General features: G+C 63.6%; 26 protein-coding genes. 13 read left to right on the forward strand and 13 right to left on the reverse strand.

Translation table 11 applies throughout. The features are described from left to right. The first annotated feature begins 28 nt into the window (after window positions 1-28). Window positions 29-211: a 50S ribosomal protein L32 gene (rpmF, locus tag EJ078_RS17415; protein ID WP_006203806.1), complete on the forward strand. Its 183-nt coding sequence runs from the start codon at window positions 29-31 to the stop codon at window positions 209-211. 260 nt (window positions 212-471) lie between these two features. Then, on the forward strand, window positions 472-873 hold the full coding sequence (locus EJ078_RS17420) for a hypothetical protein (RefSeq protein ID WP_095782517.1): 402 nt from the start codon (window positions 472-474) through the stop codon (window positions 871-873). A 34-nt stretch (window positions 874-907) separates the two neighbouring features. Here EJ078_RS17420 and EJ078_RS17425 read toward each other — a convergent pair whose 3' ends face one another. After that, on the reverse strand, window positions 908-1,426 hold the full coding sequence (locus EJ078_RS17425; protein ID WP_208720757.1) for a helix-turn-helix domain-containing protein: 519 nt from the start codon (window positions 1,424-1,426) through the stop codon (window positions 908-910). Window positions 1,427-1,522: 96 nt separating this feature from the next. Between EJ078_RS17425 and EJ078_RS17430 the strand changes: the two genes are divergently transcribed. The 4 genes from EJ078_RS17430 to EJ078_RS17445 all read left to right on the forward strand — a co-directional run bounded on the left by EJ078_RS17430 (window position 1,523) and on the right by EJ078_RS17445 (window position 3,913). After that, window positions 1,523-2,347, forward strand: a complete 825-nt coding sequence (locus EJ078_RS17430; protein WP_095799975.1) for an alpha/beta hydrolase — start codon at window positions 1,523-1,525, stop codon at window positions 2,345-2,347. A gap of 91 nt (window positions 2,348-2,438) precedes the next feature. Next, complete coding sequence (locus EJ078_RS17435) at window positions 2,439-3,095, forward strand: glutathione S-transferase family protein (protein ID WP_095799819.1); 657 nt, start codon at window positions 2,439-2,441, stop codon at window positions 3,093-3,095. Window positions 3,096-3,101: 6 nt separating this feature from the next. Continuing rightward, entirely contained in the window at window positions 3,102-3,437 is a 336-nt protein-coding gene (locus tag EJ078_RS17440; protein WP_095799820.1) for a metalloregulator ArsR/SmtB family transcription factor, read from the forward strand. Between the two features lie 11 nt (window positions 3,438-3,448). Further along, window positions 3,449-3,913, forward strand: coding sequence for an SRPBCC family protein (locus tag EJ078_RS17445; protein ID WP_095799821.1), 465 nt, complete (start codon window positions 3,449-3,451; stop codon window positions 3,911-3,913). Window positions 3,914-3,936: 23 nt separating this feature from the next. Here EJ078_RS17445 and EJ078_RS17450 read toward each other — a convergent pair whose 3' ends face one another. The 3 genes from EJ078_RS17450 to EJ078_RS17460 all read right to left on the reverse strand — a co-directional run bounded on the left by EJ078_RS17450 (window position 3,937) and on the right by EJ078_RS17460 (window position 5,788). After that, a complete protein-coding gene (locus EJ078_RS17450) occupies window positions 3,937-4,212 on the reverse strand; it encodes a metalloregulator ArsR/SmtB family transcription factor (RefSeq protein ID WP_067319326.1) in 276 nt (91 codons plus the stop codon). Window positions 4,213-4,243: 31 nt separating this feature from the next. Then, a complete protein-coding gene (locus EJ078_RS17455) occupies window positions 4,244-5,491 on the reverse strand; it encodes an MFS transporter (RefSeq protein WP_067002026.1) in 1,248 nt (415 codons plus the stop codon). A gap of 102 nt (window positions 5,492-5,593) precedes the next feature. Next, window positions 5,594-5,788 (reverse strand): DUF1192 domain-containing protein, encoded by a 195-nt coding sequence (locus tag EJ078_RS17460; protein ID WP_067002029.1) that lies wholly within the window; start codon window positions 5,786-5,788, stop codon window positions 5,594-5,596. 109 nt (window positions 5,789-5,897) lie between these two features. Between EJ078_RS17460 and EJ078_RS17465 the strand changes: the two genes are divergently transcribed. The 3 genes from EJ078_RS17465 (at window position 5,898) to EJ078_RS17475 (ending at window position 8,300) form a co-directional block, all read left to right on the forward strand. Next, window positions 5,898-6,908, forward strand: coding sequence for an NAD(P)H-quinone oxidoreductase (locus EJ078_RS17465; protein ID WP_095828487.1), 1,011 nt, complete (start codon window positions 5,898-5,900; stop codon window positions 6,906-6,908). Between the two features lie 294 nt (window positions 6,909-7,202). Beyond that, window positions 7,203-7,343: a DUF1127 domain-containing protein gene (locus EJ078_RS17470; RefSeq protein ID WP_067002031.1), complete on the forward strand. Its 141-nt coding sequence runs from the start codon at window positions 7,203-7,205 to the stop codon at window positions 7,341-7,343. A 255-nt stretch (window positions 7,344-7,598) separates the two neighbouring features. Further along, window positions 7,599-8,300: a DUF1013 domain-containing protein gene (locus tag EJ078_RS17475; RefSeq protein ID WP_095799823.1), complete on the forward strand. Its 702-nt coding sequence runs from the start codon at window positions 7,599-7,601 to the stop codon at window positions 8,298-8,300. A gap of 65 nt (window positions 8,301-8,365) precedes the next feature. On the opposite strand, the gene EJ078_RS17480 is transcribed toward EJ078_RS17475, so the two are convergent. Further along, window positions 8,366-9,085, reverse strand: coding sequence for a YafY family protein (locus EJ078_RS17480; protein WP_059189944.1), 720 nt, complete (start codon window positions 9,083-9,085; stop codon window positions 8,366-8,368). 221 nt (window positions 9,086-9,306) lie between these two features. Beyond that, window positions 9,307-9,471: a hypothetical protein gene (locus EJ078_RS17485; RefSeq protein ID WP_082953649.1), complete on the reverse strand. Its 165-nt coding sequence runs from the start codon at window positions 9,469-9,471 to the stop codon at window positions 9,307-9,309. A gap of 185 nt (window positions 9,472-9,656) precedes the next feature. Here EJ078_RS17485 and EJ078_RS17490 point away from each other — a divergent pair, with 185 nt between their 5' ends. Beyond that, a complete protein-coding gene (locus EJ078_RS17490) occupies window positions 9,657-9,836 on the forward strand; it encodes a hypothetical protein (protein WP_164750800.1) in 180 nt (59 codons plus the stop codon). A 226-nt stretch (window positions 9,837-10,062) separates the two neighbouring features. Here the strand turns inward: EJ078_RS17490 and EJ078_RS17495 are convergent, their stop codons facing one another. From EJ078_RS17495 to tkt, 5 genes are all read right to left on the reverse strand, one after another. Then, a complete protein-coding gene (locus tag EJ078_RS17495) occupies window positions 10,063-11,088 on the reverse strand; it encodes a class I fructose-bisphosphate aldolase (RefSeq protein ID WP_095782513.1) in 1,026 nt (341 codons plus the stop codon). A gap of 126 nt (window positions 11,089-11,214) precedes the next feature. After that, entirely contained in the window at window positions 11,215-12,411 is a 1,197-nt protein-coding gene (locus EJ078_RS17500; protein ID WP_127215037.1) for a phosphoglycerate kinase, read from the reverse strand. Between the two features lie 102 nt (window positions 12,412-12,513). Further along, a complete protein-coding gene (locus tag EJ078_RS17505) occupies window positions 12,514-14,403 on the reverse strand; it encodes a potassium/proton antiporter (protein ID WP_067319317.1) in 1,890 nt (629 codons plus the stop codon). Window positions 14,404-14,588: 185 nt separating this feature from the next. Beyond that, on the reverse strand, window positions 14,589-15,599 hold the full coding sequence (gene gap, locus EJ078_RS17510; protein ID WP_067002042.1) for a type I glyceraldehyde-3-phosphate dehydrogenase: 1,011 nt from the start codon (window positions 15,597-15,599) through the stop codon (window positions 14,589-14,591). 207 nt (window positions 15,600-15,806) lie between these two features. Then, window positions 15,807-17,798 carry a transketolase gene (gene tkt / locus EJ078_RS17515; protein ID WP_127215035.1) on the reverse strand — a complete coding sequence of 664 codons (1,992 nt, stop codon included), beginning with the start codon at window positions 17,796-17,798 and terminating at the stop codon, window positions 15,807-15,809. Window positions 17,799-18,058: 260 nt separating this feature from the next. Here tkt and EJ078_RS17520 point away from each other — a divergent pair, with 260 nt between their 5' ends. From EJ078_RS17520 to EJ078_RS17530, 3 genes are all read left to right on the forward strand, one after another. Continuing rightward, complete coding sequence (locus tag EJ078_RS17520; protein ID WP_040973690.1) at window positions 18,059-18,331, forward strand: DUF4164 domain-containing protein; 273 nt, start codon at window positions 18,059-18,061, stop codon at window positions 18,329-18,331. Window positions 18,332-18,335: 4 nt separating this feature from the next. After that, window positions 18,336-18,701: a cell division protein ZapA gene (locus EJ078_RS17525; RefSeq protein ID WP_067002048.1), complete on the forward strand. Its 366-nt coding sequence runs from the start codon at window positions 18,336-18,338 to the stop codon at window positions 18,699-18,701. 190 nt (window positions 18,702-18,891) lie between these two features. Next, the gene (locus EJ078_RS17530; RefSeq protein WP_095778154.1) at window positions 18,892-19,551 is read left to right on the forward strand and encodes a peroxiredoxin; all 660 of its coding nucleotides are present in this window, start codon (window positions 18,892-18,894) and stop codon (window positions 19,549-19,551) included. A 258-nt stretch (window positions 19,552-19,809) separates the two neighbouring features. Here EJ078_RS17530 and rpoH read toward each other — a convergent pair whose 3' ends face one another. Beyond that, window positions 19,810-20,721 carry an RNA polymerase sigma factor RpoH gene (gene rpoH / locus EJ078_RS17535; RefSeq protein WP_067002056.1) on the reverse strand — a complete coding sequence of 304 codons (912 nt, stop codon included), beginning with the start codon at window positions 20,719-20,721 and terminating at the stop codon, window positions 19,810-19,812. Between the two features lie 210 nt (window positions 20,722-20,931). Beyond that, window positions 20,932-21,924, reverse strand: a complete 993-nt coding sequence (locus tag EJ078_RS17540) for an RluA family pseudouridine synthase (RefSeq protein WP_245456968.1) — start codon at window positions 21,922-21,924, stop codon at window positions 20,932-20,934. Window positions 21,925-22,005 lie beyond the last annotated feature (81 nt).

Raw genomic sequence — 22,005 nt, forward strand, 5'->3', positions numbered from 1 at the left:
CATTTTGACCATGTAGTGGAGCATATCCATGGCCGTTCCAAAAAGAAAAACCTCTCCGTCGAAGCGCGGCATGCGCCGCTCGGCCGACGCCCTCAAGGCCCCGACCTATGTCGAGGACAAGAATTCCGGCGAAATGCGCCGGCCGCACCACATCGACCTGAAGACCGGCATGTATCGCGGCCGCCAGGTGCTGGAGCCGAAGGAAAGCTGAGAAGCTTGCACGGGAAAGCTGAGAAGCTTCCATGGTTGTGACGTTTTCAGAGGACCGGCCGCTGGCCGGTCTTTTTGATTCTGGCGACCGGATGAAGGTCCTCGCGCTGGCTGGGCACGAGCCGCCGAAAAGGCAGCGGGAAAACGGCTGACATCGTTATTTCATTAGGATTTAGAGCGTGTTCGGCGCCATCGCCGAAAAGCCTTGACGGCGTGCCCGCCGCGCCTTTTACAAAAGGGTGCCTCATTGGAGACGCCCAGATGTTCGGTGCCATCCCGCTGCTGATCGTGCCCTTCGTCCTCTACAACCTCGGACTGCTCGGCCTGTTCGGCGGCGGCGACGATCCGTGGACGATCGAAATGTTCTCGTTCCGGATGATGTCGGGCGGCGTCTTCTCGATGACGCTCGGCGACCTGATGGTGCTAATCGGGCTGATCTTCCTCTTCGTCGAGATATCGAAATCGGTGCGCACCACCAATGCGTCGATCCTGGATCATCTGTTGTCGACGCTGGTCTTCATCGCCTTCCTGGTCGAGTTCCTGCTGGTGAAGGGCGCCGCGCATTCGGTCTTCTTTTCGCTGATGATCATCGCGCTGTTCGATGTGCTGGCCGGCTTCTCCGTGTCGATGCGGTCGGCAAGCCGGGATATCAACTTAAACTAGGATTGCACCCGGCGACCCGCGGTCCAAAAAGCCGTCAACCTGCGGCGGCCTGAGGCTTGCGGGCGACAACCGCCTCATAGGCGGTCTGCAACTGCCGGCGCACGGTCGGCGTGCCGGGCGGCGTCTTCACCGGCGCTCCAAGATGTTCGTGGCGCAATTCGTCCATGAACCGATCCCACAACGGCGGGCCGCCTTTTTCGAGCAGCTCGGCTCGGATCGACAGCTCCTCGCTGACCGGCAGCCAGACGCGGCCCCAGGCGCCGAGATGCGCCATGATCGGCACAAGGGCAATTGCCATCTCGGTCAGGCTGTAGATCGCCTTCTGCTTGTGGCTGGGATCGTCCGCCTTGGTCAGGAGGCCGAGCTCCATCAGCCGCTTCAGGCGATCGGCCAGGATGTTGGAGGCAATGCCTTCGATCGAGCCGTTGAGCAATTCCCGAAAATGTCGCCTGGCGCCGAAGATAATGTCGCGCAGGATGATCAGGCTCCAGCGGTCGCCGAAAACTTCCAGCGACAGATTGATCGGGCAGCCGGAGCGGTGCTCGGTGTTCATGCCAGTCTCCAAAAACCGGTTGCAATATGATATCAGCCTGCTTATCGTGCAACTGATTGCAATATGCAAGCAGATTGGGAGATGGAGGAGAGAAGGATGACCATCTTGCCTCGCCCTGAGATCCATTCGGAAAGCTTCGGCGATCCGGCCGACCCGGCGATCCTTCTGATCATGGGCGCCATGGCCTCGATGCTCTGGTGGCCGGAAGCCTTTTGCCGGGCGCTTGCCGAGCGCGGCCGTTTCGTCATCCGCTACGACAATCGCGACACTGGTCTCTCGACCAAGTACACGCCGGGCGCGCCGCCTTACGGGTTCGAGGACATGGTCGATGATGCCGTCCGTGTGCTCGACGATCACAATATCGCCAAGGCGCAGGTCGTCGGCATGTCGATGGGCGGCATGATCGCGCAGATCGTGGCGCTGAAATATCCCGAACGGGTCAGCGCGCTGACCGTGGTCTCCAGCTCACCGCTCGGTGTCGATACGTCCGGTTTGCCGGGGACGAGCGAGGCCTACCGAGAGCATTCCGCCGAAGGTGCCGATGTCGATTGGTCGAACCGGCAACAGGTGATCGACTTCATGGTCAGGGACGCTCGCGCAATCGCCAGCACCCTGCATTCGTTCGACAGCGAACGGACACGTGCGATGATCGAGGAGGACTACGATCGGTCCGGCGGTCTCGCCAGCGCCACCAACCACTTCCTGCTGAAGAGCGGCGGCCCGGAGCGGCGAATAAGGGATTTGACCGTGCCGCTGCTCGTCATCCACGGCACTACCGATCCGCTCTTCCCGATCGAGCACGGCGAGGCGCTCACCGCCGCGGTTGCCGGCGGCAGGCTGGTGCGGATCGAAGGCGGCGGCCACGAACTGCACCGCAACGATTGGCCGCACATCGTCGAAGCAATCGCCGCATTTGGCTAGCCCGGCGGGATTAGGATTGACACCAGCGGTCTGCGAAAATAGTTAAGTGATCACTTCAGTATTGCCTCGACCTCCGCCGACAGGAGAAAAAATGTCCCTGACGCTGTATTTCCATCCGCTCGCTTCCTTCTGCTGGAAGCCGCTGATCGCGGTCTACGAAAACAACACGCCGTTTGCGCCGCAGATCGTCGATCTCGGCGATGCGCCGTCGCGCGCGGCTTTCCTGAAGGTTTCGCCGACGGGCAAGATGCCGGCCCTGCGCGATGACGCGCGGGGCCGCACGGTTATGGAATCGACCATCGTAATCGAATATCTCACCGCCTACTATCCCGGGCCGGTCGAGCTCATTCCCGCCGACGTCGACCTCGCCATCAAGGTGCGCCAGGCAGACCGCTTCTACGACTTCTACGTGCAGGAGCCGATGCAGAAGATCGTCGGCGACCGGCTGCGGCCGCAAAACAAGACCGATCCGTTCGGAGTCGAGCAGGCGCGCGAGCAGCTGCGCAATTCCTACGCCATCATCGAACGGGAGATGCAGTCAAAAACGTGGGCGGTCGGCGACCATTTCACTTTGGCCGACTGCGCCGCCTCGCCGGCGCTGTTTTACGCCAACAAGGTCGAGCCGTTCGGCGACAAATTCCCCGCCGTGAAGCGCTATCACGACCGTCTGCTCGAACGGCCCAGCTTCGCCCGCGTGATCGAGGAGGCGCAGCCCTATTTCAAGTTCTTCCCCTACAATAATGGCTAGGCCTCGATGCTGCATGATCCCGCCCAGCTCGACCTGATGTTCCAGGCGCTTGCCGATCCCGCCCGGCGCCAGATGGTGGAACGTCTGTCGCGCGGACCGGCATCGGTCAGTCAGCTGGCCGAGCCGCTGGCGATGTCGCTGTCGGCCGTCGTCCAGCATCTCGCCGTTCTCGAGACGAGCGGGTTGGTGAGCACCGAGAAGCTTGGCCGGGTGCGAACCTGCCGGATCGAGCCAAACGCATTGCGGGCAGCCGAGCATTGGATCAACGAGCGGCGACTGGCCTGGGAACGCCGGCTCGACCGGCTCGGCGATTTTCTCACGGACATCACCGACCAAACCTGAAGGGGCCCGTCATGACCGAACGATCCGTCGTCCATTCCACCTTCGTCATCGAACGCCACTATCCGGCGCCGCCCGAAAAGGTCTATTTCGCGCTCAGCGATCCGGCGGCCAAGAAGCGCTGGTTCTTCGATCCCGACAACCCGATGCCGAGCCGGCATGAAATGGACTTTCGCATCGGCGGCAAGGAGGTGAATGCCGGCTGCCCGAGCGACGGGCAGACGCATTTCTTCAACGCCGTCTACCAGGACATCGTGCCGAACAAACGCATCGTCTACAGCTATGAGCTGCTGTTCGGCGAAACCCGAGTTTCGGTTTCGCTGGCGACGATCGAGCTCATCGCGGAAGGCAAGGGAACGCGACTTATTCTTACGGAGCAAGGGGCCTTCTTCGACGGCATCGACTCGCCGGCCACGCGCCAGCATGGAACGGGCGAACTGCTCGACGCGCTTGGCGCGGCGCTGCAGGCAGCGAACTGAGGCCTCCGGCTGGTGGCCAGCGGTCACTCTCCAGGGGAGAGTTCCCAAAATTGATCCAGCCAAACATTCAGCCTGAGGAAGCCGGCGGTGCTGACGGCGTAGACGCGTCTGGTGCCCTCGGCCCTGGCTTTGACCAGACCGGCGTCGAGCAGGACTTTCAGATGCTGGGAAACGGCCGGGCGCGAAACCGGCAAACCGGCGGCCAACTCATTCACCGTCTTGGGACCGCGCCGGAGCTCTTCCAAGAGATAGCGCCGGTTGGGATCGGCTATCGCCACGAAAGCGTCGGAAAACATCATGCCTCATTTGTGGGGCAAAGTTCCCCAAATCTCAACCATCGGTTTCAACCTTTGTGCGCGGGTCGAGCCGCAAGGCTTCCGGCGTGACGGCGCGGTCGGCCGGCTGCGTCTTGAAGGCATCGCGGTTCTCGATCGGAACCGGCGCGCGGGCGCGGATGCGGAGCAGGGTGTAACCGGCAAGGCAGAGATGCGCGAGCGCGGTCGCAAGGAAGAGCGCTTCGGGGCGCAGCCAGCCCATCAAAGCGGCGGCCAGCAGCGGTCCGATCATGGTGCCGAAGCCATAGAGCAACAGCAGGCCGCCGGAAACCTTGACGAAATCCTCCGCCCGCGCGTGGTCGTTGGCATGCGCGACGGCGATCGAATAGAGCGTGTATGCGAAGGCGCCGTAGGCGGCCGTCAGCAAGATGACGAAAACGCCGGAACGCGGCTCGACCAGAAAGACCAGCACGGCAAACAGTGCCGCGCCGAAGGCTGCGCCCGCCAGCACGAAACGGCGGTCCGTGGTGTCGGATAGCCGGCCCGCGGGAAGCTGCATGGCCGCGCCGGCGATGACCACCAGGCTCATCATGAGCGCGATCTCGGCGGTAGAGATGCCGATGCGGGCGCCATAGACGGCGCCGAGCGTGCCCCAGGCGCCATTGGCTATGCCGATCAGAAGGCAGGCAACCGCCGACACGGGCGAATTGGCGTAGAGGCCTTTGACGTCGAGCTTGACATCCTGCAGCGGCTTCGGATGCGACTGGGTCGACACCGCAGTCGGAAGGAGCGACAGGCAGAACAGGATGCCGGTGATCATGAACAGCGAGGCCGATTTCACATCGCCGCCGGCGACGATCATCTGGCCGCCCATGATCGAAGCATAGGTGACCATCATATAGAGGCCGAAGACGGTGCCGCGATTCTCGTTGGTGGCCTTCTCATTCAGCCAGCTTTCGATGACCATGAAGGCGCCGGCCATGGTGAAGCCGGTGAAGGCGCGCAGCAGGATCCAGAAATACTCGTCGATGATGAGGCCGGTGAGGAGCGCAATGATTGCGCCGGAGGCGGCGAAGGCGCCGAACGCCCTGACATGACCGGCACGGCGCACCAGCCGCGGCGCGAAGAAACAGCCAGTGACGAAGCCGCCCGCCCATGCCGTGCCCATCAGGCCGAGCGAGGCGGTCGAGAACCCCTCAAGCTGGCCGCGCAGCGGCAAAAGCAGGCCATGCAGGCCGGAGGCCGCCAGCAGGAACGCGGTGCCGCGCAGCAGCGAGAGGATCGGTCGGTAGGTTGCGAACATAGGCTGATCCGGCTGGTAATTTCGAAGCGCAGGTCTGTTTGAGGGTGCAGCTCTGGCAGTCGCTTTCAGGCTTTTCCGGGGCGGCTGGCCATGCAGCCAGGATTATCCGCGGCGAAACAGTGCCTCGGCGGCGGATTTGGTGGCGCCCCTGGCGGCCCGCTCGGCTTCCAGCCTCGCGATCTCTTCGCGCAGCAGGTCAATGCGCTCGGACAAATCATCGACAGACAGCAGCGACAGATCCTGTCCGATCTCGTGTGGGCGGGGCTTCTTCCTGGGTTCGTCGTCGAAGATCGCCATCGTCGCTTCTCCCTGATTTCACCATTTGCCTGATTTGGTAATGAGCATACATAGGGCAGGGATGCCGATGCAAACAGCCGGCCAGCGGCATGAGGAAACGGGACAATTCATGGCAAGCGGACAGCATATTCCGGCAAAGATGACGGCGATCGCAATCTCGCAGCCTGGCGGTCCCAGGGTGCTGAAGCCGGAGACGCGCGACGTGCCCACGCCCGGCCCCGGCGAGGTCCTCATCCGCGTGCACGCGGCCGGCGTCAACAGGCCCGACGTGCAGCAGCGCAAAGGCGCCTATCCGCCGCCGCCCGGCGCCTCGGACCTGCCCGGGCTCGAGGCGGCCGGTGAGATCGCGGCGCTCGGCGACGCGATATCGCGCTGGCGCACCGGCGACCGGGTCTGCGCGCTGACGCCGGGCGGCGGCTATGCCGAATATGTCAAGGTCCATGCCGGCAGCGTGCTGCCGATCCCGGCGGGCTTCACCTATTCCGAGGCCGCCGCCGTGCCGGAGAACTACTTCACCGTCTGGCACAACGTGTTCGAGCGCGGCGGGCTGAAGAAAGGCGAGACGTTGCTTGTCCATGGCGGCTCGTCCGGCATCGGCACCACGGCCATACAGCTCGCCTCGGCATTCGGTGCCTATGTCGTCACCACGGCCGGCAGCAAGGAGAAGTGCGACGCCTGTCTTAGGCTCGGCGCCGACCGGGCGATCAATTATCGCCAGCAGGACTTCGTTGCCGAGGTCAAGGACGCAACCGGCGGCCGAGGCGCCGACGTCATCCTCGACATGGTGGGCGGCGACTATGTGGCGCGCAACTACGATGCGGCGGCGGTCGAAGGACGCATCGTCCAGATCGCCGTACAGGCCGGTGCGGTCGCCAGCACCGACTTCGCAAAGCTCATGGTCAAGCGCCTTGTCCATACCGGCTCGACGCTTCGGCCGCGCACCGTCGAATTCAAGGCAGCCATCGCGGCGGCGCTCGAGGCTCAGGTCTGGCCGCTGCTCGGCACCCGCAAGGTCGCTCCGGTCATGGACATGATCTTCCCACTGACGGAGGCCTGGCGGGCGCATGAGCGGATGGAGGAGGGCGAGCATATCGGCAAGATCGTCCTCGACGTCGGCTAGGATGTCGCCCTATAGGTGAGGCCGGCCTGCAAACAATTGTGTCCTGCGCTTCCGCTGCTCACGTACTTTAAGTACGTTCCGCTCCGGTTTGCGGACCAACCGTTTTGGGCTTGGCCTGACCTGAATCCTCGACGCATCCTGGGCGTTCGGATCCCTGACGAGAGACTGAACAAAGGCCTAATGCTGCAATGCACAAAATGCATTGCCGCCATGCAAAAGAGTCCGTTCAATTCGTAAGCAAGGGTGCCTATTTACGCGCCATCGAACAACTGATCCCGTGAATGGAGGACTGAAATGAACCCGATCCGCGCTTTCCGCAACTGGCGCCTCTACAATGAGACGGTGCGTGAGCTGAACAAGCTGAACGCCCGCCAGCTGAACGACCTCGGCATCAACCGCGGCGACATCGAGCGTATCGCTCGCCAGGCTCTTTGATTTGAAGCACGACCCGGCCGCAAGGCCGGGCCGCAGTCTCGAAGCCAGAGCCGTCGCAGACGCTTGCTCGTCTCCGGTTCCGAACCCGCTGGACTCCGTCCGGCGGGTTTTGTCTTTTTGGGTCCCGGCTGCTCGCCTCCCAAAAACATTGCGAAATCGTGACGGAGCGTTTATACAGGCCGCGAATTTCCCATTTTGGTGGCTCTAAAACCACCGCCCGCGCGGGAACGCGGGCGAACGAGAAGGATTTTTGACATGGCCAATACGCTGCTGATGCCCAAGGCCACCGCCGTCTGGCTGGTCGACAACACCGCGCTCTCCTTCGAGCAGATCGCGCAGTTCTGCGGGCTGCATCCGCTGGAGGTCAAGGCGATCGCGGACGGCGAGTCGGCGCAGGGCATCAAGGGCATGGACCCGATCATGACCGGCCAGCTCACCCGCGACGAGATCGCGCGCGGCGAGAAGGATCCGAACCATCGGCTGAAACTCTCGGACCCCAAGGTGCGGGTGCCGGAATCGAAGCGCAAAGGCCCGCGCTACACGCCGCTGTCGAAACGCCAGGACCGGCCGAACGCCATTCTCTGGCTGGTACGCAACCATCCCGAACTCAAGGATGCGCAGATCGCGCGGCTGGTCGGCACGACCAAGTCGACGATCGAGCAGATTCGGGAGCGCCGGCATTGGAACTCGGCCAATCTGCAGCCGATGGATCCGGTGACGCTGGGCCTGACCTCGCAGATCGACCTCGACATGGAAGTCAACCGCGCCTCGCGCGGCCGCGAGCAGGCACAGCCGGCTGCCGGCGACACGCTGCTGCCGGCGGCGCTGACCGAAAGGCTGACGCCGGCTCCGGAGAAGCCGAAGGACGAGGATCAGGAGCTCGACGCCAACGCCGTGTTCGCCAAGCTTTCGGCGCTGAAGTCGAAGGACAAGAAAGAAGACGGGGAAGAGGAGTAAGGTCTCCCAGCCCGACAAAAAAGCCCGCTTCGCGCGTGCTTTTTTGTCGGCCGTGCCTGGGGAGGTCAGGTCCGCGCCGCTCGATCGGGCGCCATGCCGTAATCCTCGCTGCGTTCCACGGCGCGGTAGAAGTCGGCGAGCTGCTTGCCGCGCTCCGGCTTGTAGATACGCCCGGCAATCACCACCGAGGCGATGCGGTCGATGCGGAAGGCGCGAAAATCGTCGCGCATCTCGCACCAAGCGACCAGGGTCCAGACCTTGCCCCAGAACCAGAGGCCCAGCGGCCGGATGTCGCGCGCCGTGCCCCGCCCGGCTTCGTCCGAGTAGTCGATGGTGAGCACCTGGCGCTTCTCGATGGCGCGCTCGATGAGGTCGATCGCCTCGCGCGCGGCATCGCTCACCACCCACATCGGCGTGTGGATCTCGGTGCGCGCGATGCGATCCTTTTCCGTGTCGGGCAGCACCGCGCCGATCTTGACGAGCGCCTCGTCGGCGGCCCTTGCCATCGCCGCGCCGCCAAAGGCGCGCACCATGCGGGCGCCGGCAACCAGCGCCACGATCTCGTCACGCGTGAACATCAGCGGCGGAAGGTCGAAACCTTCCCTCATCATGTAGCCGACACCCGCCTCGCCGTCGATCGGCACGCCGGTCGACTGCAAGTCGGCTATATCGCGGTAGATGGTCCGCTCGGACACCTCGAGCCACGTCCCGAGCTTCTGCGCGGTGACCAGTCTGCCTCCGCGCAGATGCTGCACGATCTGGAAAAGCCTGTCGGCGCGGCGCATCGTTTGACCCCTTGGCTTCGGTTCTACGCATGCCGCGGTCCCAAAACCGGTTCCCGCAGGTTCGAGGCTGCTTCAATAACGCAAGCCTCCTGACAACATAGTGTCAGGAGGCTGCAGCCACTCCACCACCGGACAACGGCGTGTTTCCTGAAACCCAGCGTTTCAACCGACATTACATCTGGGCGCGCCATGGCCGCTATCCAAGTCATGCGCCGAAAATTTCAGTTCTCACGCACGCGGCCGTTATAAAGGTCCGGCCAACCGATGTCCTTGCGAATGTCCGCCGGCAAAGTGTTCAGGAAACGCTGGGTCCGGATCTCGTTCCGCACGGTGCGGATCTTGCCGACATAGTGCTGCACGCTACGCAGGATGGTAAAACCGTTCATGACCGAGCTCCTCTTTTTTACGAGAGGAGTATCTCACACCCCTGCTGACAGCAGTCTGTCAGCAGGGGTGCGAGGTAGCCGAAGCCGGCGCCAGAACGATCAGCGCGGTCCCAGGGCGCCCCTTTGTTTGTCAGGAGCGATACGATGGCGAAAGCGCCCAAGAACCGCTTTGACAGCCGCCGAAGATGCTGGTCAAAGACGGCATGACGAAACTGCTCGCCCTTGTCATCATCGGCATCATGCTCATCCAGATCATCAAGCCGCTCGGCTGGCCGGGGCTTGAGCGCCGCAGCGATTTCTGGAAGCTGGCGCTGCTTGCAATGGCCGCAATCTCGCTGGCGGCCATGCTTGGGCATTGGACTTGAGGCACGTCGATTTGAGGTGAGGACGGCCTGCGAAGGGCGGCGCTGGCCCCCGCTGGTTCGACGCCTCAGCTGGGAGTGCGGCCGGCAAAGATAAACCCGGGCCTTGGCCGCCCGGGTTCTCAGGGCTTTAGGGAAAGCTCAAAGCGCGTCGACGCGCTTCAAGTCGTTGTTGATGCATGTCGTTGCCCCAGAATCGCTGCACACTTCTGGGCGAGATGCATTGGTATCAGGCGGCCTTTTCCAGCGCCGGCTGCCATTGTCCGAGCGCCGCCAGATGATTCATGTGGGCGCGATGGATGAAGGCAGCCTGGCCGGCGGCGACGTTCGACGCCTTGCCGCTCCAGGCCTTCTGCGCGGCCGCCTGCAGGGCGCGGCCGTAGGAGAAGGAGAGCTTCCACGGATGTGGGCCGATGACGTTGATGGCGTTAAGGTTGGCCGTCGCTTCCTCGTCGTCCTGGCCGCCCGACAGGAAGGCAATGCCGGGCACCGCCACGGGCACGGTTTCGCGAAACAGCTTGATCGTCTTCTGGGCGACCGCTTCGGGACTGTCCTTCTTGCCCGATTTCTTGCCGGAGATGACCATGTTCGGCTTGAGGATGGTGCCTTCGAGCACCACGCGTGCGGCATAAAGCTCGCCATAGAGCTTCAGCAGGGTCGCCTTGCTCACCTCGTAGCAGGTGTCGATCGAGTGGGCGCCGTCCATCAGCACTTCCGGCTCGACGATCGGCACGATGCCTGCCTCTTGGCAGAGCGCGGCGTAGCGTGCCAGCGCATGCGCGTTGGAGGCGATCGAGGTGGCTGACGGCACGCCCTTGGCGGTGTCGATGTCGATCACCGCGCGCCATTTGGCGAACCGGGCGCCGAGCTTATAGTAGTCCGCCAGCCGCTCGCGCAGGCCATCGAGACCCTCGGTGATGGTATCGCCGGGAAAGCCGGCGAGAGGCTTGGCGCCGACATCGACCTTGATGCCCGGAATGGCGCCGGCGGCCTTGATGATGTCGACCAGCGGCGTGCCGTCGGCAGCCTTCTGGCGAATGGTCTCGTCATAGAGGATGACGCCGGAAATATACTTGGTCATCGCCTCCTTGGCGCGGAACATCATCTCGCGATAGTCGCGCCGATTGTCGGCGGTCGATTCGACGCCGATGACGTCGAAGCGCTTCTTGATGGTGCCGGAGCTCTCATCGGCGGCCAAAAGGCCCTTGCCATCCGCCACGATCGCGGCGGCAATGTCTTCGAGACGTTCGCTCATGGTGCTCTCCTAAGGTGCGTTTCATTCCGCGCTAGCAGAACACTACCGCCAAAGGAATGACGCCGAAAAGCTCGAATCGATTGAAAGTCTCGATAGCTGCGTCCGCTCGGAGAGTCTTGAATTGACTCAGCGCTTCAGCACCTCGACGCCCGGCAGCGGCTTGCCTTCCATCCATTCGAGGAAGGCGCCGCCGGCGGTGGAGACATAGGTGAAATCGTCGGCGACGCCGGCATGGTTGAGCGCGGCTACCGTGTCGCCGCCGCCGGCGACCGAAACCAGCTTGCCTTCCTTTGTGCGGGCTGCCGCATGCTTTGCCGCAGCCACCGTGGCGCGGTCGAAGGGTTCGATCTCGAATGCACCGAGCGGGCCGTTCCAGACCAGCGTGGCAGCGCGGTCGATCCAATCGGTGACGCTCTTCACGGTTTTCTCGCCGACATCGAGGATCATGCCGTCTGCGGGCACGTCGGAGATGGCGACGGTTTGGCTGGCGGCACCCGCCTTGAATTCCTTCGCCACGACGCCGTCGGCGGGCAGAATGATGGCGCAGCCGGCTTCGGCCGCCTCGATCATGATCTGCTTGGCGGTGGAGGCCAGGTCATGCTCGCAGAGCGATTTGCCGACATCGGTACCGCGCGCGGCGAGGAAGGTGTTGGCCATGCCGCCGCCGATGATCAGCGCGTCGACCTTCTTCACCAGGTTCATCAAAAGATCGATCTTGGTCGAGACCTTGGCGCCGCCGACGATGGCCACGACGGGCCGCACCGGATTGCCGAGACCTTGTTCCAACGCGTCGAGCTCGGCCTGCATGGTGCGGCCGGCATAGGCCGGCAGGCGGTGCGCCAGGCCTTCGGTCGACGCATGCGCGCGGTGCGCGGCGGAAAAGGCGTCGTTGACGTAGATGTCGCCATTGGCGGCGAGCTTTTCGGTGAAGGCCTGATCGTTCTTCTCCTCGGCCTTGTGGAAGCGGGTGTTTTCCAAAAGCAGGACGTCGCCATCCTTCATGGCGGCAACCGCGTCGGCGGCCTTGTCGCCGATGCAGTCGGAGGCGAAGCCGACCGGGCGGCCGAGCACTTCCGCCGTGGCGCGAGCGATCGGCTCCAGCGAGAATTCGGCCGACGGACCGTCCTTCGGGCGACCGAAATGCGCGAGCAGGATCACCCTGGCGCCTTTGCCGGAGAGCTCGGAAATGGTCGGCGCGATGCGCTCGATGCGGGTGGCGTCCGTCACCTTGCCGTCGGCGACGGGAACGTTGAGGTCGACGCGCACCAGGATGCGCTTGCCGCCAACGGCGCCGATATCGTCGAGTGTCTTGAAGCCGGCCATGGTCGTCCTTTCCGCCAAAAACGCGGCGACCTTACCCGCCACCGGGCACGATGCAAGGCCTGGGCCGCACAGCGCGTGCAAAAATGATGTCGTTGTGTGACGTCAGCTCTCGCTGGCTGATTTTGGCGCTATGGGCTTGGACGTCGTCATTTCGTCCGGCTCGCTTTGAGGAACCTTGCTTGGCGCTGGTTTGCGCCAGCCGCGGATAAAGGCGGCGATGCGGTCGGCGATCTCGCCGGCGCTCAGGAAAACCGGCACGCGCGCCACCGGCGCGGTCGGCTCGAAGGACAGGCCAAGCCCGGTGATCCGGCCCTTCTCGTCGACATCGCGTACGATCAGCTCGATCGGGCCGATCATCACGCGGTCGGCATATTCGGCCTGGCCGCCGAGCCGCTCGGTGACCAGCGCCGCGACGGTGAGCTTCTGTTCGGCCTCGGTGAGGCCGGGCCCATAGGCGGCTTCGAGCTCGGCGGCGGAGCGGGCCGGATCGACGGCAAAGGCGCCAAAGAAGTCGGCATCCTCGGGGTCGACGACGGCGCGGCTGGCGAAGAGCTTGTCGAGCAAGCGCGGATAGCGGTCCGGCACGAAGATGTAGACCTGATCGCCGGCGGCGAGCCGGCCCATGTCCTGGAACCGCATGGAGCGGCCATCGCGCAGCACCAGCGAAGGCCTCGCCCAGCGCGGGATGCGTTCGCCGCGCGCCACCGGACTACCGGGGGCGACGCGATAGGCGAGCAGCTCGTGGTGAGCCGAGCCCGGCAGCTCGAGCTCGACCTTGTCGAGAGGTCCAAGCCTTGCCGGCACGATGAGGCCGAGGCGGCGCGCCAGCGGACCGACGGTCCAACCTTGCACCACCAGCGAGACCAGCACGATGATGAAGGCGACATTGAAGATGAGGCGACCGTTGGCGAGGCCGCCGAGCAGTGGCGTGATGGCAAGCAGGATCGAAACGGCGCCTCGCAACCCAACCCAAGAGACGAAAGCGACCTCCGGACGCGGCAGGCGGAACGGCATCAGGCAGAGCCAGACGGCCAAGGGCCGCGCCACGAAGATCAGGAACAGCCCGAGTAGGATCGCCGGCAGCAGGATCGCAGGGAACTGCGAGGGCGTGGCAAACAGGCCGAGGATCAAAAACATGATGATCTGCGCGAGCCACGACATGCCGTCCTGGAAGCGCTTCAGGATGGTGACGGCGCGAATGTCGGAATTGCCGGCGACGAGGCCGGCGAGATACACCGCAAGGAAGCCCGAGCCGCCGACGGCGCCGGCCGCGGCGAACACCATCAGCGACAGCGTCAGCACGAAGATCGGCAGCAGGCCATGGTCGAGGTTCAGTCGCTCGACGAGGCGCACGATCGCCAAGCCGCCGAGCACGCCGATGATGGCGCCGAGTCCCATGTTGATGACGAAGCCGATCACCAAACTGGTGGCGAGAACGTTTGCCTCGGGGTTGGCATGCGCGGCGATGATCTCGACCAAAGAGATGGTGAGGAAGATGGCGATCGGATCATTGGTGCCGGATTCAACCTCGAGCGTCGAGCGGACGCGCTCGCGCAAATGGATCTCCCCGGCGCGCAGTAGGAAGAACACCGCCGCTGCGTCGGTCGAAGCGACGGCGGCGCCGAGCAGCGAGGATTCCAGCCAGCTGAGATTGAGGAGGTAGTAGGCGGCGACGCCGAAGATGCCGGTGGTCAGGAGGACGCCGACGGTGGCCAGCGACAGCGCCGGCCCGGCCGCCTGGCGCAAGGCGTTGAGCGGCGTGCCGAAACCGGAATCGAACAGGATAATGGCCAAAGCCAACGAGCCGGCGAAATAAGCCAGCCGCGCATTGTCGAATTCGATGCCAAGGCCGTCGACGCCGGTGGCAAGGCCAATGCAGAGGAAGAGGAGCAGCAGGGGTGCGCCGAAGCGAAAGGCGATCAGGCTCGAAAAGGCGGCGGCGACAACAAGCGCTGTGCCGACCAGCGTCACGAGATAGATCGCATGCTCCATCCGGAATTGCCCCTCAAATCCGCGTCCCTCCCGCTTTACGGCAGAGTGGGGCGAAGACATGACCAGTGCAAGGCGGCAGCGTGGCTTTTTTGCCCCATGCCGCTGCGTCGAACGAAAAACGCCCGGCCGAAGCCGGGGCCCGGCCGAAGCCGGGCGTTTCACACGATCAAAAAGGAAGCCTGAGGTCAGGCGATGGTCTTGCCGAAGGCGACAGCCGTGTCGCCCATGCGGTTCGAGAAGCCCCATTCGTTGTCGTACCAGGAGAGTACCGAGACGAAGTTGCCGTCCATGACCTTGGTCTGGTCGAGCGCCGCGATCGAGGAGTGCGGATCGTGGTTGAAATCGATCGAGACGTTCGGGTGATGGGTGACCGAGAGCACGCCCTTCAGCTTGCCCTTGGAGGCGGCGATCAGCGCTTCGTTGATCTCCTGCGCGGTGGTCGAGCGCTTGGCGATGAATTTGAAATCGACGACCGAGACGTTCGGGGTCGGCACGCGGATGGAGATGCCGTCGAGCTTGCCCTTGAGGTCGGGCAGCACCAGACCGATCGCCTTGGCGGCACCGGTCGAGGTCGGGATCTGCGACAGCGCCGCGGCGCGGGCCCGGTAAAGGTCCTTGTGCATGGTGTCCAGCGTCGGCTGGTCGCCGGTGTAGGAATGGATCGTCGTCATCATGCCCTTCTCGATGCCGACGGTCTCGTGCAGCACGGCGGCAAGCGGGGCCAGGCAGTTGGTGGTGCAGGACGCGTTGGAGATGACGACGTGGTCCTTGGTCAGCTTGTCGTGGTTGATGCCGTAGACGACCGTGAGATCGGCGCCTTCGGCCGGGGCCGAGACGATGACGCGCTTGGCGCCGGCGGTCAGATGCGCGGCAGCCTTGTCGCGCGCGGTGAAGATACCGGTGCATTCGAGCGCGATGTCGATGCCGAGATCTTTCCAGGGCAGCTGGGTCGGATCCTTGATGGCGGTGACCTTGAACTTCTCCTTGCCGACGGAGATCTGGTCGCCGTCGACCGTCACTTCATGCGGGAAGCGGCCATGCACGCTGTCGTAGCGGAGCAGATGCGCGTTGGTCTCTACCGGCCCGAGGTCGTTGACGGCGACGACATCGATGTCCTTGCGGCCGGATTCATGAATGGCGCGCAGGATGTTGCGGCCGATGCGGCCAAATCCGTTGATGGCAACTCTGACGGTCATGTTTCTCTCCCTGGGCACTGGAAAGTGGATGGGTCCGCTGCTTCATAGCGGCGGGCGTGCGAAGAATCCAGCCGCAGAAGCCGGAATTTAAATCGATTAGGTTGGTCCAGTCCGGCGACATCCTTTGAAGGGCTTCGCCGGACGGGGCGTTGCTTTTTGTGCATGCCGCTCGAGATCGCTGCGCGCTTTTGAGCGACATGCGATGGCTCACTTGCCGTGCAGGCGTGCCTCCACGGCCTTCGCCGCGGCCTCGGCGGTGATGCCGAAATGCGGATAGAGCTGCTCGATCGAGCCGGAGGCGCCGAAGCCGGTCATGCCGACGAAGATGCCGTCGATACCGATCAGGTGGTCCCAGCCCCGGCGGATGCCGGCCTCGATAGCGACCTTCACCTTGGCGTTGCCGATGGTCTTCCTGCGATAGTCCTCGTCCTGCTGGTCGAACAGCTCGAAGCAGGGCACCGATACGACGCGGGTCGGATGGCCGTGTTTTTCGAGCAACTCGCGGGCGCCGAGGGCGACCTCGACCTCCGAGCCCGTGGCGAAGATCGTCACGGCCGCCTCGCCGTTTGCCGCGGCAAGCTCATAAGCGCCCGAGGCGCTGAGGTTCTTCTCGCTGTGTTCGCTGCGCACGGTCGGCAGGTTCTGGCGGGTCAGCGCGAGCGTCGAAGGCGTCTTTTCGGACTCCAACGCCAGCTGCCAACATTCCGCCGTCTCGACCGCGTCGGCCGGGCGGAAGACGTTGTGGTTCGGAATGGCGCGCAGTGCGGCCAGATGCTCGACCGGCTGGTGGGTCGGGCCGTCCTCGCCGAGGCCGATCGAGTCATGGGTCATGACGAAGATCGAGCGGATGCCCATCAGCGAGGCAAGGCGCATCGAGGGCCGGGCATAGTCGGAGAAACACAAGAAGGTGCCGCCATAGGCGATCAGGCCGCCATGCAGCGTCAACCCGTTGATGGCCGCCGCCATGCCGTGCTCGCGGATGCCGTAATGAACATAGCGCTGGCCGTAGTCGTCCGGAGTGATGTTCTTGGTCTGGCTGGTCTTGGTGTTGTTGGAGCCGGTGAGGTCGGCCGAGCCGCCGATGGTTTCGGGAACAGCGCCGTTGATCACTTCCAGCGCCATTTCCGAGGACTTACGGGTGGCCACCTTCGGCTTGTCGGCCGAGAGCTTCTTCTTGTACTCGGCGATGACGGCGTCGAAATTGTCCGGCAGCTTGCCGGCGAGGCGGCGCTCGAATTCGCCCTTCAGCTTGGCGTCGGCCTTGGCAAGGCGGCCTTCCCAATCGGCGCGCGCCTTGGCGCCGGCGGTGCCGACGCCGCGCCAGGCGTCGAGGATGTCGGCCGGAATCTCGAAGGGCGGCGATTCCCAGTTGAAGAATTTGCGGGCGCCGGCGATTTCGTCGGCGCCGAGCGGCGAGCCATGCGCCTTGTTGGTGCCGGCCTTGGTCGGGGCGCCGAAGCCGATGGTCGTCTTGCAGGCGATCATCGTCGGCTTGTCGGAATGGCGGGCGGCTTCGATGGCATAGGCGATGGCTTCCGGATCGGTGCCGTCGATGTGGCTGGCGTTCCAGCCGCTGGCCTGGAAGCGGGCGACCTGGTCGGTGTTGTCGGCGAGCGAGACCGGGCCGTCGATCGAGATGTTGTTGTTGTCCCAGAAGACGATCAGCTTGTTGAGCTTGAGATGGCCCGCGAGCGCGATGGCTTCCTGGGAGACGCCTTCCATCAAGCAGCCGTCACCGGCCAGCACATAGGTGTAGTGGTCGACAAGGTCGTTGCCGAAGGCGGCATTCATGATGCGCTCGCCGAGCGCGAAGCCGACCGAGTTGGCGAGGCCCTGGCCGAGCGGACCGGTGGTGGTCTCGATGCCGGCGGCATGGCCGTATTCGGGATGGCCGGCGGTCCTAGATCCGAGTTGGCGGAAATTCTTGATCTGGTCGATCGTCATGTCCTCGTAGCCGGTGAGGTACAGGAGCGAATAGAGCAGCATCGAGCCGTGGCCGGCCGACAGGATGAAACGGTCGCGGTCTGCCCAGTGGGGGGCCTTGGCGTCGAATTTCAGGAAGCGGGTGAACAGCACCGTAGCGATGTCGGCGCAGCCCATGGGCAGGCCGGGGTGGCCGGAATTGGCCTTCTCGACGGCGTCCATGGAAAGAAAACGGATCGCATTGGCCATCCGATCATGTTGTTCACGCGAGGTCATGCTTCCTCCGGAATAGGGGTTGGAGCCTTGGGAGAGCCCGTGGAAAGGGTGCGCGACACATAGCAGGCGCGGCCTTTGAGTCAACAAATCGGTGCTTTTTTGCCGGCCTTGTGAAGGCGCCGGCGACGCTACATTAGCGTTAGCGGGGGACAGTCGCGAGAGCTTTATTGACGCGCGCTTCACCCGGCGCCTAATCTTTCCGAGATAACGCGTTCTGAACGTGAGCGATTCGGTGACGGGCAGGGCATAGGACGAAGGCCATGACCGGGGAAACGACCCTCAAGGAAGTCATCGCCAGGCTCGGCAAAGCCATGGAGGGACTGGAAAACGCCGTGGCGGCGCGGCTCGAGCATGAGCGCGACTATTCCGAAGCCGAGGCCGAGGTGCAGCGCATGAACGCCGACCGCTCGCGGCTGGCGCAGGAGCTCGACAATTCCGAGGCCCGCGCCGAACGGCTGGAAGATGCCAACAAGGAAGTGTCGCGCCGGCTGGTGACCGCCATGGAAACCATTCGCGCGGTACTGGACAGGTAAGCCAATGGCACAGGTCACCGTTTCCATCGACGGCAAGCAGTACCGGATGGCTTGCGACGAGGGCCAGGAAGAGCATCTGATCGACCTCGCCGAGCGCTTCGACCGGTATGTCATGCATTTGAAGGATTCGTTCGGCGAGATCGGCGACCAGCGGCTGACCGTCATGGCCGGCATCATGGTGATGGATGAGCTTTCGGAGCTCAACAAGCGGGTCAAGGGCATGGAGAGCGAGGTGCTGACGCTGCGCAAGACGCGCGACGAGGCGCTGACCAAGGCCGACAAGAGCGACAGCGTGCTGACGACCGCGCTCGCGGCACTTGCGCAGCGCATGGAAGACCTTGCGACGACGCTGGCGGTGAAGAAGGCTTAAGCCGCCAATCCCCTGCGTCCGCTATGGAAATTCTGGCGTCTTTTCCAGGAAAAGCAGAAATTTTTCCATCGTTCCGATCACGCTTGCAGACACAAGCCTTTTGAACCGTTCCTTCCGGCGGTATAGAAGCTGACACGCGCCGATGGGGTTAGCCCATGCCGGCGCCATGTCACAGGGTAGGGAGCACGCGATGAGCCTTCGTATCAACGATATCGCGCCGGATTTCACGGCCGAGACCACGCAAGGGACGATCAATTTCCATCAATGGATCGGTGACGGCTGGGCAGTGCTCTTCAGCCATCCGAAGAACTTCACGCCGGTTTGCACGACCGAGCTCGGCACGATGGCCGGGCTCGAGGGCGAATTCAAAAAGCGAAACGTCAAGATCATCGGCATTTCCGTCGATCCGGTGTCGAGCCACGACAAATGGCAGGCCGACATTAAGACAGCTACCGGCCAGACGGTGAACTATCCGCTGATCGGCGACAAGGATCTCGCCGTCGCCAAGCTTTACGAGATGCTGCCGGCGGGCGCCGGCGAGAGCTCTGAAGGGCGCACGCCAGCCGACAACGCCACGGTGCGCTCGGTCTACGTCATCGGCCCGGACAAGAAGATCAAGCTGGTGCTGACCTATCCGATGACCACCGGCCGCAACTTCGATGAGATCCTGCGCGTCATCGATTCCATCCAGCTGACGGCCAAGCACCAGGTGGCGACGCCGGCAAACTGGAAGCAGGGCGAGGACGTGATCATCACCGCCGCCGTCTCCAACGAGGACGCGATCAAGCGCTTCGGCGCCTACGAGACGGTGTTGCCGTATCTGCGCAAGACCAAGCAGCCGACAGCATGAGCTTTCCTTCTCCCCGTTCCACGGGGAGAAGGTGCCCGAAAGGCGGATGAGGGGCGGCGCGGCGTTCGGTGATTACCGCGTCAACGGACGTTGTCCTGACGTGATAAGCTCGTAATCTCGGCGCTGCCCCTTATTGTCCTGGCGGACATTAGGGGCGCGCCACAGCTTTCGCCAATCGCGGGCGTGCAGGTGCCAAAAAGAAACGGCGGCGCCAGATCCCGGCTCCGCCGTTTTGTCTTTGCGTAATGCCTCGAGCTTTTACGCCGCCGGCTGCGCTTCGATGGTGCGCAGCGCCTGGTTTTGACGCTTGGCCGCGGCCTTGACCGCGTCCTGCACCTTCTCGAAGGCGCGCACCTCGATCTGGCGCACGCGCTCGCGGCTGATGTCGAACTCGGCCGACAGCTCTTCCAGCGTTAGCGGCTCTTCGGCCAGACGACGCGCCTCGAAGATGCGCCGCTCGCGGTCGTTGAGCACCGACAGCGCGCCCGACAGCATCGAGCGCCGGTTTTCCAGCTCGTCCTGCTCGATCAGCATCTCTTCCTGGCTTTCGTGATCGTCGACCAGCCAGTCCTGCCATTCACCGGACTCACCTTCGCTCGCCCTGATCGGGGCGTTGAGCGAAGCGTCGCCCGACAGGCGACGGTTCATCGACACCACTTCGGCCTCGGAAACGTTGAGACGCGTGGCGATCTCGGCAATCTGGTCGGGCTTGAGGTCGCCGTCGTCGAGCGCCTGGATCCGGCCCTTCACCTTGCGCAGGTTGAAGAACAGGCGCTTCTGGTTGGCGGTGGTGCCCATCTTGACCAGGCTCCACGAGCGCAGGATGTATTCCTGGATCGAGGCCTTGATCCACCACATAGCGTAGGTGGCGAGCCGGAAGCCGCGCTCCGGTTCGAATTTCTTGACAGCCTGCATGAGGCCGACATTGCCTTCCGAGATCACCTCGCCGATCGGCAGGCCGTAGCCGCGATAGCCCATGGCGATCTTGGCGACGAGCCGCAAATGGCTGGTGACGAGCTTGTGCGCGGCGGAAGTGTCCTGATGCTCGGCATAACGCTTGGCGAGCATGTACTCTTCCTGGGGCTGAAGCATCGGAAAGCGACGGATTTCTTCCAGGTAGCGGGCGAGACCGCCTTCACCGGAAACGATACTGGGTAGTGACTGGGCCATGATAGCGCCCCCTCTCTATTGGAGTGATGCCCCCGTAACGCGGCGGGCATATGACGCGAATGCCAATCGGCTCACTCGCGGCAACTGCTGTATATAGGAACAAAACCAGAAAGGACAGGCATTTGTTCAACACGAAACAGTGTGTCACGTTGAAGTGAACAACGCCAGTCAGGTTTTTTGATGGCTGGTTTGAAGCGTCTTGATGGCGGTTTAGAGCATTCGAAAGCCGCCGACAAGTTCCTCCATGTCCCTCGGCATCGGCGCCTCGAACCGCATCGGTAGATGGGTGGTCGGGTGTCGGAATTCAAGGAGCCAGGCATGGAGCGCCTGTCTGGAAAATGCCTTGACCTCGCCTTTCAGCGGTTCCGGCAGCCGGTTGGCCTTCGTGCGGAAGGCCTGGCCGTACTCCGGATCGCCGACCACCGGATGACCGATATGCGCCATATGCACCCTGATCTGGTGCGTCCGGCCGGTCTCGAGGCGGCATTCGATCAGACTTGCGGTGGTGAATTCCTTCTGCCGCCCGCCGAAACGCTCGACGACGGTGAAATGGGTAACGGCATGCCGGGCGTCGTCCCGGTCTTCGGGAACCACCGCGCGCCGTACCCGATCGGCGGCGCGGCCGAGCGCGGCCTCGACGGTGCCGGTCGGCCGCTGCGGAATGCCCCAGACCAGCGCCAGATAGGCGCGTTCGAGGTCGCCCGTCCGGCCATGATCGGCGAAGGCCTCAGACAGTGCCTTGTGGGCGCGGTCGGTCTTGGCCACCACCATGACGCCGCTGGTTTCCTTGTCCAGCCGGTGGACGATGCCCGGTCGCCTGACGCCGCCGATGCCGGAAAGACTGTCGCCGCAATGGTGGATCAGCGCGTTGACCAGTGTGCCGGTCCAGTTGCCGGCGCCGGGATGCACAACCAGCCCCGCCGGCTTGTTGACGACGATCAGCTCGTCGTCCTCGTAAAGGATGTCGAGAGGAATGGCCTCGCCTTGTGGCTCGGCAGGCTCCGGCTCCGGCATGATGACCGTGACACGCTCGCCCGGCGCCATCTTGCGCTTTGCCTCCTCGGCCGGCTTGCCGGCGATCGTAACCGCACCCTGCTTGATGAGGGCCTGCACGCGGCTGCGTGAGATCTCCGGGCCGAGCTGGGCGGTGAGCCACTGGTCGAGGCGCTTGCCTGCGGCATCGGCGCCGGCTTCCAGCTCCACCGCTCCATCCAACTCATCGCCCGGCAATTCATCCTGTCTCAAAATCGGGGCCCTATCAAAATCGAGGTCTCTTCGCTATGA

Source organism: Mesorhizobium sp. M1A.F.Ca.IN.022.06.1.1, assembly GCF_003952605.1.
In the GTDB taxonomy this organism is placed as follows: domain Bacteria; phylum Pseudomonadota; class Alphaproteobacteria; order Rhizobiales; family Rhizobiaceae; genus Mesorhizobium.